Genomic DNA, 16,947 nt, shown 5'->3' on the forward strand with positions numbered 1-16,947 from the left:
GCTTGTCGCTCACGTGGGGGACAACGGGTCGTACGGGCGTCGCGGCCGTTCCCGCCCCCGTCCCTCAGAGCTGGTTCTCGCCGCCGTCGACGTAGAGGTTGGCTCCGAGGATGAAGCCGCTCCGCCCGGAGGCGAGGAAGGCCACCGCGTCGGCGACCTCGTCCGCCCGCCCGATGCGGCCGAGCGGGACGTTCGCGGCGAACTGCGCCTTGGTGACGGACGGGCGGCCCGCGGCGGCCGACGCGTCCGGCACGTCCTGCGCGTCCGCCACGTCCTGCGTGGCGACCACGGCGTCGAGGCCGGGGGTGTCGATCGTGCCCGGGGAGATCGCGTTGACCCGGACACCGCGGCCCTTGAGCTCGTTGGCCCAGGTCCGGGCGAAGGACCGGATCGCCGCCTTGGAGGCCGCGTACGTGCCGAACGCGGCGACCCCGTCGTCGGCGCGCACCGAGGAGTTGAGGATGACCGAGGCGCCGTCGTTGAGCAGCGGCAGCGCCTTCTGGACCGTGAACACCGTGCCCCGGACGTTGACTCCGAAGATCCGGTCGAAGTGTTCCTCGGTGATCTCCTCCAGCGTCGCGAACGACGCGGTGCCGGCGTTGGCGAAGAGCACGTCCAGGCCCCGGCCCCGGGCGCGGACCGCGTCGTAGAGCCGGTCCAGATCGGCCGGTTCGGAGATGTCACCCACCACCGCGGTGGCCCTCTCCGGCCCGATGGTCTCGACGGCCCTGTCCAGATCGGCCTCGCGCCGGCCGGTGACGAACACGTGCGCGCCGTCGGCCGCGAGTCGCCTCGCGGTCGCCAGACCGATCCCGGTGCCGCCGCCGGTGACGACGGCGGTCATGCCTTCGAACTGTCCCATCGGAATGACCTCCACAAACATCGGTACCGATCGGTACTGATTAACGTCGAGGGGGACCGTAACACATCCGCACCGACCGGTACGGAAAGGTAGGATGGCCCGCATGGAGACGCGACAGAGGGCACCGATCGGCCGGCCGAGAGGCTTCGACACCGAAGAGGCCCTTGAGCGCGCGATGCGGGTCTTCTGGGAGCAGGGCTACGAGGGCGCCAGCCTCACCGACCTGACGAACGCCATGGGCATCACCCGTACGAGCATGTACGCGGCCTTCGGCAACAAGGAGGACCTGTTCCGCAAGGCCCTGGAGCGGTACACCGAGGGGCCCGCCTCCTACGGCGTCCGGGCCACCCGGGAGCCGACCGCACGGCAGGTGGCCACCGCGTTCCTCGCCGGCTCCGTCCGGGCGAGCACCCAGCCCGGCGGCCCCGCAGGCTGCCTCGGGGTCCAGGGCGCCCTCGCCGCCGGCGAGCCGGGACGCACCGCCCGGGACACCCTGGTCACCTGGCGCAACGAGGGCACCACCCTCCTCCACGACCGCTTCCGGCGGGCCGTCGACGAAGGCGACCTGCCGCCGGACCTGGATCCCGCCCTGCTCGCCCGCTACCTCATGACCCTCGCGAACGGCATCGCCGTCCAGGCAGCGGGCGGCGCCACCCGCGAGGACCTCCAACTGGTGGCGGACATGGCCCTGGGGAGCTGGCCTTCGGCCGGGACACGGCGAACCGCCCCCTGAGGCGCGCGGACGCGGGTCAGGGGGCGGTTCGAGGCGGAACTAGACGTTGAAGCGGAACTCCACGACGTCCCCGTCCTGCATCACGTAGTCCTTGCCCTCCATGCGCGCCTTGCCCTTGGCGCGGGACTCCGCGACCGAGCCCGTCTCGACGAGGTCCTCGAAGGAGATGACCTCCGCCTTGATGAAGCCCTTCTGGAAGTCGGTATGGATGACTCCGGCGGCCTCGGGGGCGGTGGCGCCCTTCTTGATGGTCCAGGCGCGGGATTCCTTCGGGCCTGCCGTGAGGTAGGTCTGCAGGCCGAGGGTGTTGAAGCCGACGTGCGCGAGCCTGGCGAGGCCCGGCTCCTCGACTCCGACCGACTGGAGGAGTTCCATGGCCTCCTCGTCGTCGAGCTCCGCGAGGTCCGACTCCAGCTTGGCGTTGAGGAAGATCGCCTCGGCGGGGGCGACCAGGGCGCTCTGCTCGGCCTTGAACGCGTCGTCGGTCAGTTCGTCCTCGTCGACGTTGAAGACGTACAGGAACGGCTTGACCGTGAGCAGGTGCAGGTCGTGGAGCAGTTCTTCCTGGTCGGAGCCCTGGGTGATGCCCGCCGCGAACAGCGTCTGCCCGGCGTCGAGGATCTCCTTCGCCGCCTCGATCGCGGTCACCTTCGCCACGACGTCCTTCTTGATCCGCGACTCCCGCTGGAGGCGCGGCAGGACCTTCTCGATGGTCTGCAGGTCCGCGAGGATCAGCTCGGTGTTGATCGTCTCGATGTCGTCCTTGGGCGAGACCTTGCCGTCCACGTGCACGACGTTCTCGTCCGCGAAGGCGCGGATGACCTGGCAGATCGCGTCGGACTCGCGGATGTTCGCGAGGAACTTGTTGCCCAGGCCCTCGCCCTCGCTCGCGCCGCGCACGATGCCCGCGATGTCGACGAAGTCCACGGTGGCGGGCAGGATCTTCTGCGAGCCGAAGATCTCCGCCAGCTTGGTCAGCCGGGCGTCGGGGACACCGACCACTCCCACGTTCGGCTCGATCGTGGCGAACGGGTAGTTGGCCGCCAGCACGTCGTTCTTGGTCAGGGCGTTGAAAAGGGTCGACTTGCCGACATTCGGCAGACCGACGATTCCGATCGTGAGCGACACGTTGCGACTTCCCGTACGTGAGGGTGTGGGGCGATGACTGGGACCCGGAGGGATGCTCAGGCCGATTCATCAGTCTACGGCGTGCCGCGCCTCGCACCGGCGACGTATCGAACGCTTGGCCAAGGTCGGCCAAAGCGCGTGTCTAGGGGGGCATTCCACACATAACCCGACCTAAGTTGGACCAGTGGAGCAACACAGGACGCGTCCTCCCCAGTCACAGCCGTCGCGAGGCGGCTCGCCCCTTCCCCCGCAGGCCGGGCGGGGCGGTGCCCGTACGGCCCGGCAGGCCGGGGCCGGTGTCCCGCGTACCGCGAAGTCCGTCCCACCGCTCGTGCAGGCGGTACGCCGGTTTCCCAACCCCCGGCTCACCGGGCTGGGCAGCGGACTGTTCTGCGCCGCGTCGATGTTCGCGCTGGCATGTCTGATCCAGCTGCTGTTCGGGGCGTCGCTCGTCGTCTACGGAGTGCTGTTCCTGCCGGTCTGCGTACTGACCGCGGTGTGGGTGCGGCGGGCCGACCTCGTCACGGCGGTCGTCGCCGTGCCGATCGCCTTCGCCGTCGGCCTCCTGCCCATCGCGGACAGCGAGGGCGGCTTCGGCGGCCGGGTGATGGGCCTCGTCACCGCCCTCGCGATGCACGCGGGGTGGCTGTACGGGGGGACGCTGCTGGCCGGGGTCATCGTGACCGTGCGCAAGGCGCGGATGATGACGCGTAAGGCCGCGCAGCGGCGGCGGGTGGCCTGACCGGCCGGGTTGTCTGTTGGCCGGCTGGCCGACTGGCCGAGGGTTCGAATCTGCGGGTCGGTGGGGGCTGGTCGCGCAGTTCCCCGCGCCCCTTACGGGGCGGGGGCAGGGCGCTCAGTCCGTCTGGGCCGCTCTCATTGCCGCGCCCACGATTCCCGCGTTGTTCTGCAGTTGCGCCGGCACGATCTCCGCCTTGATGCCCTCGATCAGCGGCAGGAACTTCTGCGACTTGCGGCTGACGCCGCCGCCGATGATGAACAGCTCGGGCGAGAAGAGCATCTCCACATGGGCGAGGTACTTCTGGACGCGGTGCGCCCAGTGCTCCCAGGAGAGGTCGTGGTCCTCCTTGGCCTTCGTGGAGGCGTGCTTCTCGGCGTCGTGGCCGTTCAGTTCGAGATGGCCCAGCTCCGTGTTCGGGACGAGGGTGCCGTCCACGAAGAGGGCGCTGCCGATCCCCGTACCGAAGGTGAGCAGGAAGACCGTGCCCTTGCGGCCCTTGCCCGCGCCGAACTGCATCTCGGCGACGCCCGCCGCGTCCGCGTCGTTCAGGACGGTCACCGGCAGGCCGCCCAGCCGGTCGCCGAGCAGGGCGCGCGCGTCGGTGTCGATCCAGGCCTTGTCCACGTTGGCCGCGGTGCGGATGGTGGAACCACCGGTGACCACACCGGGGAAGGTGATGCCGACCGGGCCGGTCCAGCCGAAGTGGCCGACGACCTCCTTCACACCGTCCGCCACCGCGTCGGGTGTCGCCGGATGCGGCGTGAGCACCTTGCAGCGCTCCTCCGCCAGGTCGCCCTTGTCCAGGTCCACGGGAGCGCCCTTGATCCCTGAACCACCGATGTCCACGCCGAAGATCTGCATGGCTCTACGTTACGTCGTGGGACGGACAGTCACTCGGCCGAGGGGGTGGTTCCGGTGCGCTGCGCCACCAGGGCCGCCGCCTCCGCGCGCAGGTCGCGGCGCAGCTCCTTGGGCAGCGAGAACGTGATGGACTCCTCGGCCGCCTTCACGAGCTCGACGTCCTCGTAACCGTGCGTGGTGAGGTACTCCAGGACCTGCTCCACGAGGATCTCCGGCACCGAGGCCCCGGAGGTGACGCCGACCGTGGAGACGCCCTCGAACCAGCTGTCGTCGATCTCGTCGGCGAAGTCCACGAGGTACGCCTCCTTGGCGCCCGCGAGCTTGGCGACCTCGACGAGCCGTACGGAGTTGGACGAGTTGCGCGAGCCGACCACGATGACGAGATCGGCCTGCTCGCCCATCTGCTTCACCGCGAGCTGGCGGTTCTGCGTGGCGTAGCAGATGTCGTCGCTCGGCGGGGAGATGAGCTGCGGGAACTTCTCCTTGAGGGCGTCCACCGTCTCCATGGTCTCGTCGACCGACAGCGTCGTCTGGGAGAGCCAGACGACCCGGGAGGGGTCGCGGACCTCGACCTTCGCCACGTCACCGGGGCCGTCGACCAGCGTGATGTGGTCGGGCGCCTCGCCGGACGTGCCGATGACCTCCTCGTGGCCCTCGTGGCCGATGAGGAGGATGTCGTAGTCGTCGTCCGCGAACCGGACGGCTTCCTTGTGGACCTTGGTGACCAGCGGGCACGTCGCGTCGATGGTGGCGAGCTTGCCGGCCGCGGCCTCGTCGTGGACCACGGGGGCGACGCCGTGCGCCGAGAACATGACGATGGACCCCTCGGGGACCTCCGCCGTCCGCTCGACGAAGATCGCGCCCTTCTTCTCCAGGGTCTGCACGACGTACTTGTTGTGGACGATCTCATGACGGACATAGATCGGGGCCCCGTACTGCTCCAGGGCTTTCTCGACGGCGATCACGGCACGGTCGACACCCGCGCAGTAGCCACGGGGGGCGGCGAGCAGGACACGGCGGCCAGTCGAAGCAGTCATGCATCCCATCGTAAGGGTGCGCCCGACAGGTCGGAGATCACGTCCACGGGGAGACTGGTCCGGGGGCCGGGGAGCTGAACGGGGGGTGCAGGCGGCACGACTCTCGGGAGGCATGGATGTCCGGTACGGATTCACCGGCCCGCGCGGCCGACGGCGGACAGGGCCTGCGGCGCAGCCTCGGCTTCCGCGACCTGGTCGTGTACGGGCTGCTGTTCATCGCCCCCATGGCGCCGGTCGGTGTCTACGGGACCCTCGACGCGAGGTCGCACGGCGCGGTCGCGCTGGTCTACGTGGTCGCGACGGTCGCGATGGCGTTCACCGCGTTCAGCTACGCGCAGATGGTGCGGGTCGTCCCCCAGGCGGGGTCGGTGTTCGCCTACGCGCGCGTGGGGCTCGGGAAGGAGGCCGGGTTCATCGCCGGGTGGATGGCGATGCTGGACTACCTCCTCATCCCGGCGGTGGCGTACCTCTTCTCCGGGATCGCGATGAACTCCCTGGTCCCGGACGTCTCCCGCTGGGTGTGGACGGCGCTCGCGGTCGTCGTGACGACCCTGCTGAACCTGTGGGGCGTACGGGTCGCCGCGCGCGTCGGTTTCCTGGTGCTCGCGATGGAGATCGTGGTCCTCCTCGTCTTCTTCGTGTCGGCGATCGTCGTCCTCGCGCGCGACGGGGCGCAGCGCGGCTGGCTGTCGCCGTTCTCCGGAGACGGCTCCCAGGGGGCGTTCGCGCTGTCCGCGGTCCTCGGAGCGGTGTCGATCGCGGTCCTGTCGTATCTCGGCTTCGACGCGATCGCCTCCTTCGCGGAGGAGGTCACCGGCAGCTCGGAGAAGGTCGCTAGGGCGGTCCTGTTCTGTCTCGCGCTCGCCGGGGTGCTGTTCATCGCGCAGACGTACCTGGTCGCCCTCCTGGAGCCGATGTCGTCGGCGCGGCTCGCCGCCGATCCGGTGAAGCAGGGGTCGGCCTTCTACGACGCCGTGGACGCCTCGGTCGGTACGTGGCTGCACGACCTGGTGGCCGTCAGCAAGGCGATCGGGGCGGCGTTCGCCGCGCTCGCCGGGCAGGCGGCGGCCGGGCGGCTGCTGTTCGCGATGTCCCGGGAGCGGCGGCTGCCGCGGGCGCTGTCGCGGACGGACTCCGGGGTGCCGCGGGTCGCGCTGCTCTGCGCGGCCGTCATCACGCTGGTGGCCGCGGTGTGGGCGGCGCGGCGCGACGACGGGATGGACCATCTGGTGTCGGTGGTCGACGTGGGCGCGCTGACGGCGTTCACGCTGCTGCACGCGAGCGTGGTGGGGTGGTTCGCCGTGCGGCGGCGGGGGGTGGGTGGGGTGGTTTCGTGGTGGCGGCATGTGGTGGTGCCTGTGGTGGGGGCGGGGGTCACTGTGCTGGTGATCTTTGAGGCGTCGGGGGCGGCGCAGGTGGTGGGGGCGGTGTGGTTGGTGGTGGGGGTTGGGGTGCTGGTCGCCCAGCGGGCGTCCGCGTCCGGCTGATCCGGGCCTTTTCCTCGCCCCCGCCGCCCCTACCCGTCCCGTACCTGGGGCTGCGCCCCTTGCCCCCGTGTGCGGCTGCGGGCCGGTGGGGGTTGGCCGCGCAGTTCCCCGCGCCCCTGGGTGGGACGGGGCGAAGCCCCTCCCCGAGGGGCGCGGGGAACTGCGCGAGCAACCCCCACCGGACCCGCAGACGAACGCCGTCCGCGCAGCCCACCCCGCCGGGGCACACCCCGTCACGACCCCGGCTGTGTCAGTGGGTGCGGCTACGCTCGGCGCATGGCTCTCAATACGTCCGCCGACGCCCCCCTCCCCGTCGGCGAGGTGTCGCGGCTCATCGGGGGATGGATCGACCGGCTGGGCGCGGTGTGGGTCGAGGGGCAGATCACCCAGCTGTCGCGCCGCCCGGGCGCCGGCGTCGTCTTCCTGACGCTGCGTGACCCGTCGCACGACATCTCCGTGGGCGTGACCTGCTACCGGCAGGTGTTCGACGCCATCGCCGACGTCGTGAGCGAGGGCGCCCGCGTGGTCGTCCACGCGAAGCCCGAGTGGTACGCGCCGCGGGGCCAGCTGTCGCTGAGGGCCGTCGAGATCAAACCCGTCGGCGTGGGCGAACTGCTCGCCCGTCTGGAGCAGTTGAAGAAGTCCCTGGCCGCGGAAGGGCTGTTCGCCGCCGAGCGCAAGAAGCCGCTCCCGTTCCTGCCCCAGCTCGTCGGGCTGGTCACCGGCCGCGCCTCCGCCGCCGAGCGGGACGTCCTGGAGAACGCGCGCCACCGCTGGCCGGCCGTCCGCTTCGAGGTGCGCAATGTCGCCGTGCAGGGCGTGCACGCGGTGCCGCAGGTCGTCCAGGCGGTCAAGGACCTGGACGCGCTCGACGACGTCGACGTGATCATCGTGGCGCGCGGCGGCGGCAGCGTGGAGGACCTGCTCCCCTTCTCGGACGAGCAGCTCGTCCGGGCGGTCGCGGCATGCCGTACGCCGGTCGTGTCGGCCATCGGCCACGAGCCCGACAACCCGCTCCTGGACCACGTGGCCGACCTGCGCGCCTCCACCCCGACCGACGCCGCGAAGAAGGTCGTACCGGACGTCGGGGAGGAGTACGAGCGGGTCCGGTTCCTGCGGGACCGTGCCCGTCGGTGCGTCGGGTCCTTCATCGAGCGCGAGGAGCGGGGGCTCGCGCACGCGCTGGCCCGTCCCTCGATAGAGGATCCGCACCGGATGGTGGACGAGCGCGCCGACCACGTCGCCGCGCTCCTGGACCGGGGCCGCCGTACGCTCGGCCATCTCCTGGACCGGGCCGACTCGGAGCTGACCCACACCCACGCGCGCGTGGTGGCCCTCTCCCCCGCCGCGACCCTGAAGCGGGGGTACGCGGTCCTGCAGAAGTCCGACGGCCACGCCGTCCGGTCCCCGGACGAGGTGACGGCGGACGAGAGCCTGCGGGCGCGGGTCGCCGAGGGCGAGTTCACGGTACGAGTCGATGTCTGAGGCAGACCCTAGGGTGGACGCATGACCAGCAGGACCGGCACGGCCGGCACGACGGACGAGGCGCTCGGGTACGAGCAGGCGCGCGACGAACTCATCGAGGTCGTACGACGCCTGGAGACGGGCGGTACGACGCTTGAGGAGTCGCTCGCCCTGTGGGAGCGCGGCGAGGAGCTGGCCAAGGTGTGCCGGCGATGGCTGGACGGGGCCCGCGCCCGCCTCGACGCGGCGCTGGCGGAGGAAGAGCAGCAGGAAGGCGAGGACGGGTCGGCGGCCGGTAACGGCTGACTCCGGGGAGGCCCCAGAGGGAACGTCCGAGCAGGCGGGGCGGCGCGAGTGCGTCGCCCTTTCCTTTCGCTAGATAATTGGTCTGGCCATGTATATGTGAAGCGGATCACCCTGGTCCACTTTTGATTGAATCTTAAACCTACTCGGCGTACCGTGACACGTGTCAGCCGATCCCCCCGGATCCGACGCACGCTCCGAGAAGGTTTTGCTTCATGTCTCTCGTTCTTGACCCCGCCGCCCAGGACCTGCTGTTCCGCGAGGCCCGTACCGCCAACGCCTTCACCGACGAGCCGGTGACCGACGAGCAGGTGCAGGCGATCTACGACCTGGTCAAGTACGGCCCGACCGCCTTCAACCAGTCGCCGCTGCGCATCACCCTGGTCCGCTCCGCCGAGGCCCGCGAGCGCCTGGTGCAGCACATGGCCGAGGGCAACCAGCCGAAGACCGCCTCCGCCCCGCTCGTCGCGATCCTCTCCGCGGACAACGAGTTCCACGAGGAGCTGCCGGCCCTTCTCCCGCACTTCCCGCAGGCCAAGGACCTCTTCTTCGCCGAGCGCCCGGCCCGCGAGGGCGCCGCCGCGCTCAACGCCGCGCTGCAGGCCGCGTACTTCATCATCGGCGTCCGTGCCGCCGGACTGGCGGCCGGTCCGATGACGGGCTTCGACTTCGCGGGCGTCCAGAAGGAGTTCCTCGACGGCGACCACACCCCGCTGATGGTGGTCAACATCGGCCGGCCCGCCGAGAACGCCTGGTTCCCGCGCTCCCCGCGCCTTGAGGCCGACCAGGTCATCACGACGGTCTGAGCCGGACAGCATCCCGGACAGGACGACGGACATGCGAGAGGCCCCGGCATCGCCGGGGGCCTCTCGCATGTCCGTGCGTGCTCACGACGTCCTGAGCGACTCCGCCATCTTCGTCAGCTTCGCGAACGACGCCGTGCCGGTAACGACGGTCGTGGAGTTCTTCTCCCGGAGCACGAGGGCGTCGTACTTCTCGCCCTTGTAGCGCTTCCAGGACTTCTCGCCGATGCGCTGGGTGACGTTCGTCTCCTCGGCGCCCTGCGTGGTGTCACCGATGAACGTGACGGGCTTCTGAGTGGACTGCTCGATCGCCACGTACTCCCCGTCGGGGTCGTGGAAGCCGAGGTGCCACGCGTCGAAGTCGGCTCCGCGGAACCGCACCGAGGTCGCCTTCCACTCCGTGGGCAGACCCTCGGGCGCCGCCACCGGATAGGTGGCCGCGCGGCGAGCCGTGAGGAGCTCCACGCGGTAGTCGACCCGTTCGAGAGGGGGCTCCGAGTCGTCCTTGGGGATGAAGACGTAGATGAAGCCCGCGACGATGCCGATCAGGCCCAGGGACAACACCATGTCCCGGACCGACTGCTTGCCTTTTCTGCCTGCCACTCCCCCATCGTCGCAGGTGCACTGCCCCGCTCATCCGTGGGGCCCCCTGCTCATTTTGTCGGACTGAGGATAGAGTCGGTGAAAACCCTCATCCGGCCGTCGCCGTATCAGAAAGGTGCGCTCCGATGACCGAGCATCACTTGCCGTCCGAACTAGAGGTCCCCTCCGAGGCCCCCGACCGCAACCTCGCACTTGAGCTCGTCCGGGTCACCGAGGCCGCCGCGATGGCCGCGGGCCGCTGGGTCGGCCGCGGCGACAAGAACGGCGCCGACGGCGCGGCCGTGCGGGCCATGCGGACCCTCGTCTCCACCGTCTCGATGAACGGCGTCGTCGTCATCGGGGAGGGCGAGAAGGACGAGGCCCCGATGCTCTTCAACGGGGAGAACGTCGGCGACGGGACGGGTCCCGCGTGCGACATCGCCGTCGACCCGATCGACGGGACGACCCTCGCCGCGGCGGGCATGACCAACGCGATCGCCGTACTGGCCGCCGCCGACCGCGGCACGATGTTCGACCCGTCCGCGGTCTTCTACATGGACAAGCTGGTCACCGGGCCCGAGGCCGCCGACTTCGTCGACATCAACGCGCCGGTGTCCGTGAACATCCGGCGGGTCGCCAAGGCCAAGCGCGTCACGCCCGAGGACGTCACGGTCGTCATCCTCGACCGGCCGCGGCACGACGGCATCATCAAGGAGATCCGGGAGACCGGCGCACGCATCAAGCTCATCTCCGACGGGGATGTGGCCGGCTCGATCCTGGCGCTGCGCGAGGGCACCGGGATCGATCTGCTGCTCGGTATCGGTGGTACGCCCGAGGGGATCATCTCCGCCTGTGCGGTGAAGTGCCTCGGTGGCACCATCCAGGGGAAGTTGTGGCCCAAGGACGACGAGGAGCGGGCGCGGGCCGTTGATGCGGGGCACGACCTGGACCGGGTGCTGCTCACGGATGACCTGGTGTCCGGGGAGAACGTGTTCTTCGTGGCCACCGGGATCACCGACGGGGAGTTGCTGCGGGGGGTTCGGTACCGGCCCGAGACCGCTACGACCGACTCGATCGTGATGCGGTCGAAGTCGGGGACGGTGCGGCAGATCAGCTCCGAGCATCGGCTTGCGAAGTTGCGGGCGTACAGCGCGATCGACTTCGACCGGGCGAAGTAGCTCCGCTGGTTTTGGGGGTCGTGGGGGCCGTGGTCGGGTGCGGGTCCGTGGGGGTTGCTCGCGCAGTTCCCCGCGCCCCTTATCGGGCCGGTGGGTGCCTGCAGGTACGTCGTGGCTTGTCGCGCAGTTCCCCGCGCCCCTGACAGGGCCCGTCGTCGGGTGCGGGATCGTCGTGGCTTGTCGCGCAGTTCCCCGCGCCCCCTTCGGGGCGCGGGTGGGTGGTCGTTTGGCGGGGCGGGTCAGCCGGCTGCGGCTATCGGGCCCGGGGTTCGGGCCGTTTTCTGGAGGTCCAGGTCTCGGCGGCGGCGTCGGGCCAGGACCACGCGGCGCTCCGCGGCGGTGAGGCCGCCCCAGACGCCGTACGGCTCCGGTTGCAGCAGTGCGTGTTCCCGGCACTCGATCATCACCGGACAGCGCGCGCAGACCCGCTTCGCCGCCTCCTCGCGGGACAGCCGGGCCGCGGTGGGTTCCTTCGAGGGTGCGAAGAACAGCCCGGCCTCGTCGCGGCGGCACACGGCCTCCGTGTGCCAGGGGGCGTCCTGGTCCCTCTCGCGCACCGGCACCGGCTGGGGCGGAACGGCAGCGACCTGCAGGGACTGATGCGGCGGATGCAGCACGGTCTACTCCTGACGACGGCTTCGCGAGCGAGAGACGATGCAGCAAGGCCTACCCGCTGTACGCGCGCCTATGCACTCAGTTCGCAAGCGCCGAGGATCCCGGCCGGTACCGGACCGGGCACGAGGCTTCGCCCCGGACCGTACTCTTCCGGTCGTCGTGGATTCGCGACCGTCAATGTCCCAGATGTTTGCGCAACTTGGCGTTCACCTTGTCGGTGACCCGGTCGAGGATGTCCTCGATCAGCTTCCCCCGCTTCGGCTTCGCCTCGATGCTCCCCAGCACGGCCAGCCCGTCCACGTACACCACGGGGGCGTCCTGTTCGCCCGAGTCCAGCGTGTCCACCTCGAAGCTGCCGAGGACTCCCCCGCCGCTGCCGCGCAGCGACACGTTCTCCGGGACGCGGACCTCGACGCTGCCGAACACCGATATCGCCTTGATCACGACCTGCTGGTGCTCGAATATCGCCTCGCTGAGGTCTATCTCCACACTGCCGAAGATCGCGTACGCGTGCGTGCGGCGGCCCACGCGCCAGCGGCCCCTGCGCACGGCCGCGCTGAACACCGCCACCACGTTCTCGTCGGCGACCGGGGGGATCGCGCCCGGGACGGGCCGGTTGGGAGCCGCCGTGAACGCGGCCGACGCGCGGGGGCGGTGGGCCGCGGGCAGGTCCCGCACCAGCGGTTCCAGGTCGCCCACGGTCTTCGCGCGGAAGACCTCCTCGACCCGCTCCGCGTGCTCCTCCGCGGTGAGGCGGCCCTCGGCGTGGGCGTCGCGCAGCATGTCCGCGATCCGGTCGCGGTCCGCGTCGGACGCGCGGAGGTCGGTGTGCTTCCGAAGGTCGGGCTCGGTGTGCTTCTGAAGGTCCACGGCAGCAGCGTACCCAAACGCGATAGATCGCGACTAGAGGGTGTGGACAGCGGGTCCGGACGACCTACTGAGCCTTACCTCACAAACTCGGTGTCCGAGGCAGGTTCTACGCTGGTGGCGCCGCCAACGGAGGCCGGCCGCTGTCTGTCGATGAAGGATTTGGCGAGATGCCGCATAATTCCCCCCCGCCCAGCCCTGCGTTCGCGTACACCGATCTGCTCCCCCAGGGAGAGGACACCACCCCGTACCGGCTGGTGACCTCCGAGGGTGTGTCCACCTTCGAGGCCGACGGGCGCACGTTCCTCAAGGTGGAGCCGGAGGCGCTGCGTACGCTCGCGGCCGAGGCGATCCACGACATCCAGCACTATCTGCGGCCCGCGCACCTCGCTCAGCTGCGGCGCATCATCGACGACCCCGAGGCGTCGAGCAACGACAAGTTCGTCGCGCTGGACCTCCTGAAGAACGCGAACATCGCGGCCGCCGGCGTGCTCCCCATGTGCCAGGACACCGGCACGGCGATCGTGATGGGCAAGCGCGGCCAGAACGTGCTGACGACGGGCGGCGACGAGGCCGCCCTGTCCCGCGGCATCTACGACGCGTACCTGAACCTGAATCTGCGCTACTCGCAGATGGCCCCGCTGACCATGTGGGACGAGAAGAACACCGGCTCGAACCTCCCGGCCCAGATCGAGCTGTACGCGACCGACGGCGGCGCCTACAAGTTCCTCTTCATGGCGAAGGGCGGCGGCTCGGCCAACAAGTCGTTCCTCTACCAGGAGACGAAGGCCGTCCTGAACGAGGCCTCCATGATGAAGTTCCTGGAGGAGAAGATCCGCTCGCTCGGCACGGCCGCCTGCCCGCCGTACCACCTGGCGATCGTCGTCGGCGGCACGAGCGCGGAGTACGCCCTGAAGACCGCGAAATACGCGTCCGCGCACTACCTGGACGAGATTCCGGCCGAGGGGTCCGAGCTGGGCCACGGCTTCCGGGACAAGGACCTGGAGGAGAAGGTCTTCGAGCTGACGCAGCGGATCGGGATCGGCGCGCAGTTCGGTGGCAAGTACTTCTGCCACGACGTGCGCGTGGTGCGGCTGCCCCGGCACGGCGCGTCCTGCCCGGTCGCCATCGCCGTCTCCTGCTCGGCCGACCGCCAGGCCGTCGCGAAGATCACCGCGGAGGGCGTGTTCCTGGAGCAGCTGGAGACGGACCCGGCGCGGTTCCTGCCCGACACGACGGACGAGCACCTGGACGAGGCCGGGGACGTCGTGCGCATCGACCTGAACCGGCCGATGGACGACATCCTCGCCGAGCTGACGAAGTACCCGGTCAAGACGCGGCTGTCGCTGTCTGGGCCGCTCGTCGTGGCGCGTGACATCGCGCACGCGAAGATCAAGGAGCGGCTCGACGCGGGTGAGGAGATGCCGCAGTACCTGAAGGACCACCCCGTGTACTACGCGGGGCCCGCGAAGACCCCCGAGGGGTACGCGTCCGGGTCGTTCGGGCCGACCACGGCCGGGCGCATGGACTCCTATGTGGAGCAGTTCCAGGCGGCGGGCGGGTCGAAGGTGATGCTGGCGAAGGGGAATCGGTCGCAGCAGGTCACTGACGCGTGCGGATCGCACGGCGGGTTCTATCTCGGGTCCATCGGGGGGCCGGCCGCTCGGCTCGCGCAGGACTGCATCAAGAAGGTCGAGGTCGTCGAGTACGAGGAGCTCGGGATGGAAGCCGTGTGGAAGATCGAGGTGGAGGACTTCCCGGCGTTCGTCGTCGTCGACGACAAGGGCAACGACTTCTTCAAGGACCCGGCGCCGGCGCCCACGTTCACGTCGATTCCCGTGCGGGGGCCCGGGCTCTAGATTTTTTTCGCCCCCGCCGCCCCTACCCTTCCCGTCACTGCATGGGGGCTGCGCCCCCTCGCCCCCCGTATCGCGCTGCGCGCTCGTCCTCAAACGCCGGACGGGCTGAAAGATGTCTTTCAGCCCGTCCAGCGTTTGAGGACCGGGGGTTCGGGGGCAGCGCCCCCGAGTCAGTGACGGGAATGGGTAGGGGCGGCGGGGGCGATATACCTGCTATGACCGACTACCGCATCGAACACGACTCCATGGGCGAGGTCCGCGTCCCCGCGGACGCGAAGTGGCGGGCCCAGACCCAGCGCGCCGTCGAGAACTTCCCGATCTCCGGGCAGCATCTGGAGCGCGCCCACATCGAGGCCCTGGCCAGGATCAAGGCGGCCGCGGCCAAGGTGAACGCGGGCCTCGGGGTGCTGGACAAGGACGTCGCGGAGGCCATCCAGGAGGCGGCGGCCGAGGTCGCGGACGGGAAGTGGGACGCGGAATTCCCCGTGGACGTCTTCCAGACGGGGTCGGGGACCTCGTCCAACATGAACACCAACGAGGTCCTCGCCACCCTGGCGACGGAACGGCTCGGCAGGGACGTACACCCGAACGACCACGTGAACGCCTCGCAGTCCAGCAACGACGTCTTCCCCTCCTCCCTCCACATCGCCGCGACCGCCGCCGTCACCCGCGATCTCGTCCCGGCGCTCGAACACCTCGCCACGTCGCTCAGCCGCAAGTCCGAGGAGTTCGCCGATGTGGTGAAGTCCGGGCGGACCCATCTCATGGACGCCACGCCGGTGACGCTGGGCCAGGAGTTCGGCGGGTACGCGGCCCAGGTGCGGTACGGGATCGAGCGGCTGGAGGCCTCCCTGCCGCGGCTCGCCGAGCTGCCGCTCGGGGGGACGGCCGTCGGGACGGGGATCAACACGCCGCCCGGGTTCTCCGCAGCCGTGATCGCCGAGGTCGCGCGCACCACCGGGCTGCCGCTCACCGAGGCCCGCGACCACTTCGAGGCGCAGGGCGCGCGGGACGGGGTCGTAGAGACCAGCGGGCAGCTGCGGACCATCGCCGTGGGGCTCACGAAGATCGCGAACGATCTGCGGTGGATGGCGTCCGGGCCGCGTACGGGTCTCGCGGAGATCAGTCTGCCCGATCTGCAGCCGGGCTCGTCGATCATGCCCGGCAAGGTGAATCCGGTGATTCCCGAGGCCGTGCTGATGGTGGCCGCGCAGGTGGTCGGGAACGACGCCACGATCGGCGTCGCCGGCGCCTCCGGCAACTTCGAGCTGAACGTCATGCTGCCGGTCATCGCGAAGAACGTCCTGGAGTCCGTGCGGCTGCTCGCGAACGTCTCCCGGCTGCTCGCCGACCGGACCGTGGACGGCATCACGGCCGACCGCGAGCGGGCCCGCGAGTACGCCGAGTCGTCGCCGTCGGTCGTGACACCGCTGAACAAGTACATCGGGTACGAGGAGGCCGCCAAGGTCGCCAAGAAGGCGCTCGCCGAGCGGAGGACCATCCGCGAGGTCGTCCTGGAGTCGGGGTACGTGGAGCGCGGCGACCTCACCCGGGAGCAGCTGGACGAGGCCCTGGATGTCCTGCGGATGACAAGGCCGTAACGTCGTCGGGCGAGCAGGCGAACCATGGCGCTTACCGCAGCGTCGTATGCCCCGGGCACCTAATATCTGTTCATGGCAGAGGGCGGAGCGGTGACACATGTGGAAGCGGGCGGTTCGGCGGCGTACTGGAACCCCGGGAGTCAGATCCTGTGGCGTTACCGGGAGAACGCCGGCGATCGCTTCCACATCGCGCGTCCCGTGACCGTCGTGCGGGACGACGGCGACCTGCTCGCCGTGTGGCTGGCCCCGGGGACGGAGTGCGTGAAGCCCGTCCTCACGGACGGCACGTCCGTGCACGCGGAGCCGCTGGAGTCCCGCTACACCAAGCCCCGGACCGTGCAGCGCGACCGCTGGTTCGGCACCGGCGTCCTGAAGCTGGCGCGGCCCGGCGAGCCCTGGTCGGTGTGGCTGTTCTGGGAGCCGGGCTGGCAGTTCAAGAACTGGTACGTCAACCTGGAGGAACCGCTGGCCAGATGGTCCGGCGGCGTCGACTCCGAGGACCACTTCCTCGACATCTCGGTCCATCCGGACCGGACTTGGGGCTGGCGCGACGAGGACGAGTTCGCACAGGCCCAGCGGGACGGCCTGATGGACGAACGGCTGGCCGCGCGCGTGGGCGAGGCCGGACGCGCCGCGGTGGAGGTGATCCGCCACTGGGGCCCGCCGTTCTCGGACGGCTGGCAGCACTGGCGACCCGATCCCGCCTGGTCCGTACCGTCCCTGCCCGACGACTGGGATCGCACACCCGCGCACGTGTCCACATGAGACCCTTGATGCGCCCCCGTGGTAGAACCGTAGGATCGTCCTCCGCAACGCGAACGAACA

General features: G+C 70.1%; 17 protein-coding genes. 10 read left to right on the forward strand and 7 right to left on the reverse strand.

Annotation, left to right across the window (positions count from 1 at the left end; translation table 11 throughout):
* Positions 1-64: 64 nt before the first annotated feature.
* A complete protein-coding gene (locus J8N05_RS00640; protein WP_210880546.1) occupies positions 65-862 on the reverse strand; it encodes an SDR family NAD(P)-dependent oxidoreductase in 798 nt (265 codons plus the stop codon).
* 103 nt (positions 863-965) lie between these two features.
* Here J8N05_RS00640 and J8N05_RS00645 point away from each other — a divergent pair, with 103 nt between their 5' ends.
* Positions 966-1,595 carry a TetR/AcrR family transcriptional regulator gene (locus J8N05_RS00645; protein WP_210880547.1) on the forward strand — a complete coding sequence of 210 codons (630 nt, stop codon included), beginning with the start codon at positions 966-968 and terminating at the stop codon, positions 1,593-1,595.
* 39 nt (positions 1,596-1,634) lie between these two features.
* Here the strand turns inward: J8N05_RS00645 and ychF are convergent, their stop codons facing one another.
* Positions 1,635-2,723 carry a redox-regulated ATPase YchF gene (gene ychF, locus J8N05_RS00650; RefSeq protein WP_210880548.1) on the reverse strand — a complete coding sequence of 363 codons (1,089 nt, stop codon included), beginning with the start codon at positions 2,721-2,723 and terminating at the stop codon, positions 1,635-1,637.
* Between the two features lie 184 nt (positions 2,724-2,907).
* On the opposite strand from ychF, the gene J8N05_RS00655 reads away from it, so the two are divergent.
* Positions 2,908-3,465, forward strand: a complete 558-nt coding sequence (locus J8N05_RS00655; RefSeq protein ID WP_210880549.1) for a DUF6542 domain-containing protein — start codon at positions 2,908-2,910, stop codon at positions 3,463-3,465.
* A 114-nt stretch (positions 3,466-3,579) separates the two neighbouring features.
* Here the strand turns inward: J8N05_RS00655 and ppgK are convergent, their stop codons facing one another.
* Positions 3,580-4,326 carry a polyphosphate--glucose phosphotransferase gene (gene ppgK, locus J8N05_RS00660; RefSeq protein ID WP_210880550.1) on the reverse strand — a complete coding sequence of 249 codons (747 nt, stop codon included), beginning with the start codon at positions 4,324-4,326 and terminating at the stop codon, positions 3,580-3,582.
* Positions 4,327-4,355: 29 nt separating this feature from the next.
* Positions 4,356-5,372, reverse strand: coding sequence for a 4-hydroxy-3-methylbut-2-enyl diphosphate reductase (locus J8N05_RS00665; protein ID WP_210880551.1), 1,017 nt, complete (start codon positions 5,370-5,372; stop codon positions 4,356-4,358).
* Positions 5,373-5,479: 107 nt separating this feature from the next.
* On the opposite strand from J8N05_RS00665, the gene J8N05_RS00670 reads away from it, so the two are divergent.
* From J8N05_RS00670 to J8N05_RS00685, 4 genes are all read left to right on the forward strand, one after another.
* Positions 5,480-6,850 carry an APC family permease gene (locus J8N05_RS00670; protein ID WP_210880552.1) on the forward strand — a complete coding sequence of 457 codons (1,371 nt, stop codon included), beginning with the start codon at positions 5,480-5,482 and terminating at the stop codon, positions 6,848-6,850.
* Positions 6,851-7,126: 276 nt separating this feature from the next.
* A complete protein-coding gene (gene xseA / locus J8N05_RS00675) occupies positions 7,127-8,335 on the forward strand; it encodes an exodeoxyribonuclease VII large subunit (RefSeq protein ID WP_210880553.1) in 1,209 nt (402 codons plus the stop codon).
* Positions 8,336-8,356: 21 nt separating this feature from the next.
* On the forward strand, positions 8,357-8,620 hold the full coding sequence (locus tag J8N05_RS00680) for an exodeoxyribonuclease VII small subunit (RefSeq protein ID WP_210880554.1): 264 nt from the start codon (positions 8,357-8,359) through the stop codon (positions 8,618-8,620).
* A gap of 212 nt (positions 8,621-8,832) precedes the next feature.
* Positions 8,833-9,423 (forward strand): malonic semialdehyde reductase, encoded by a 591-nt coding sequence (locus J8N05_RS00685; protein ID WP_210880555.1) that lies wholly within the window; start codon positions 8,833-8,835, stop codon positions 9,421-9,423.
* A gap of 81 nt (positions 9,424-9,504) precedes the next feature.
* Here J8N05_RS00685 and J8N05_RS00690 read toward each other — a convergent pair whose 3' ends face one another.
* A complete protein-coding gene (locus tag J8N05_RS00690; RefSeq protein WP_107020244.1) occupies positions 9,505-10,023 on the reverse strand; it encodes a DUF4245 domain-containing protein in 519 nt (172 codons plus the stop codon).
* Positions 10,024-10,148: 125 nt separating this feature from the next.
* Between J8N05_RS00690 and glpX the strand changes: the two genes are divergently transcribed.
* Positions 10,149-11,180 carry a class II fructose-bisphosphatase gene (glpX, locus tag J8N05_RS00695; protein WP_107020245.1) on the forward strand — a complete coding sequence of 344 codons (1,032 nt, stop codon included), beginning with the start codon at positions 10,149-10,151 and terminating at the stop codon, positions 11,178-11,180.
* 239 nt (positions 11,181-11,419) lie between these two features.
* On the opposite strand, the gene J8N05_RS00700 is transcribed toward glpX, so the two are convergent.
* On the reverse strand, positions 11,420-11,797 hold the full coding sequence (locus J8N05_RS00700; protein ID WP_210880556.1) for a WhiB family transcriptional regulator: 378 nt from the start codon (positions 11,795-11,797) through the stop codon (positions 11,420-11,422).
* Between the two features lie 172 nt (positions 11,798-11,969).
* Positions 11,970-12,665, reverse strand: coding sequence for a DUF1707 SHOCT-like domain-containing protein (locus J8N05_RS00705; RefSeq protein ID WP_210880557.1), 696 nt, complete (start codon positions 12,663-12,665; stop codon positions 11,970-11,972).
* A 167-nt stretch (positions 12,666-12,832) separates the two neighbouring features.
* On the opposite strand from J8N05_RS00705, the gene J8N05_RS00710 reads away from it, so the two are divergent.
* From J8N05_RS00710 to fomD, 3 genes are all read left to right on the forward strand, one after another.
* The gene (locus J8N05_RS00710; protein WP_210880558.1) at positions 12,833-14,521 is read left to right on the forward strand and encodes a fumarate hydratase; all 1,689 of its coding nucleotides are present in this window, start codon (positions 12,833-12,835) and stop codon (positions 14,519-14,521) included.
* A 215-nt stretch (positions 14,522-14,736) separates the two neighbouring features.
* Entirely contained in the window at positions 14,737-16,122 is a 1,386-nt protein-coding gene (locus J8N05_RS00715; RefSeq protein WP_210880559.1) for a class II fumarate hydratase, read from the forward strand.
* Positions 16,123-16,194: 72 nt separating this feature from the next.
* A complete protein-coding gene (fomD, locus tag J8N05_RS00720) occupies positions 16,195-16,887 on the forward strand; it encodes a cytidylyl-2-hydroxypropylphosphonate hydrolase (protein WP_210880560.1) in 693 nt (230 codons plus the stop codon).
* The last annotated feature ends 60 nt before the right edge of the window (positions 16,888-16,947 follow it).

It is taken from the genome of Streptomyces liliiviolaceus, from assembly GCF_018070025.1.
In the GTDB taxonomy this organism is placed as follows: Bacteria; Actinomycetota; Actinomycetes; order Streptomycetales; family Streptomycetaceae; genus Streptomyces; species Streptomyces liliiviolaceus.

What these genes read in the sequence shown, in the direction of transcription:
- J8N05_RS00680 (WP_210880554.1), top strand. Translation starts at nt 8,357, where the DNA reads ATGACCAGCAGGACCGGCACGGCCGGCACGACGGACGAGGCGCTCGGG.
- xseA (WP_210880553.1), top strand. Translation starts at nt 7,127, where the DNA reads ATGGCTCTCAATACGTCCGCCGACGCCCCCCTCCCCGTCGGCGAGGTG.
- J8N05_RS00715 (WP_210880559.1), top strand. Translation starts at nt 14,737, where the DNA reads ATGACCGACTACCGCATCGAACACGACTCCATGGGCGAGGTCCGCGTC.
- J8N05_RS00685 (WP_210880555.1), top strand. Translation starts at nt 8,833, where the DNA reads ATGTCTCTCGTTCTTGACCCCGCCGCCCAGGACCTGCTGTTCCGCGAG.
- fomD (WP_210880560.1), top strand. Translation starts at nt 16,195, where the DNA reads ATGGCAGAGGGCGGAGCGGTGACACATGTGGAAGCGGGCGGTTCGGCG.
- J8N05_RS00645 (WP_210880547.1), top strand. Translation starts at nt 966, where the DNA reads ATGGAGACGCGACAGAGGGCACCGATCGGCCGGCCGAGAGGCTTCGAC.
- J8N05_RS00640 (WP_210880546.1), bottom strand. Translation starts at nt 862, where the DNA reads ATGGGACAGTTCGAAGGCATGACCGCCGTCGTCACCGGCGGCGGCACC.
- J8N05_RS00665 (WP_210880551.1), bottom strand. Translation starts at nt 5,372, where the DNA reads ATGGGATGCATGACTGCTTCGACTGGCCGCCGTGTCCTGCTCGCCGCC.
- J8N05_RS00710 (WP_210880558.1), top strand. Translation starts at nt 12,833, where the DNA reads ATGCCGCATAATTCCCCCCCGCCCAGCCCTGCGTTCGCGTACACCGAT.
- J8N05_RS00670 (WP_210880552.1), top strand. Translation starts at nt 5,480, where the DNA reads ATGTCCGGTACGGATTCACCGGCCCGCGCGGCCGACGGCGGACAGGGC.
- ppgK (WP_210880550.1), bottom strand. Translation starts at nt 4,326, where the DNA reads ATGCAGATCTTCGGCGTGGACATCGGTGGTTCAGGGATCAAGGGCGCT.
- glpX (WP_107020245.1), top strand. Translation starts at nt 10,149, where the DNA reads ATGACCGAGCATCACTTGCCGTCCGAACTAGAGGTCCCCTCCGAGGCC.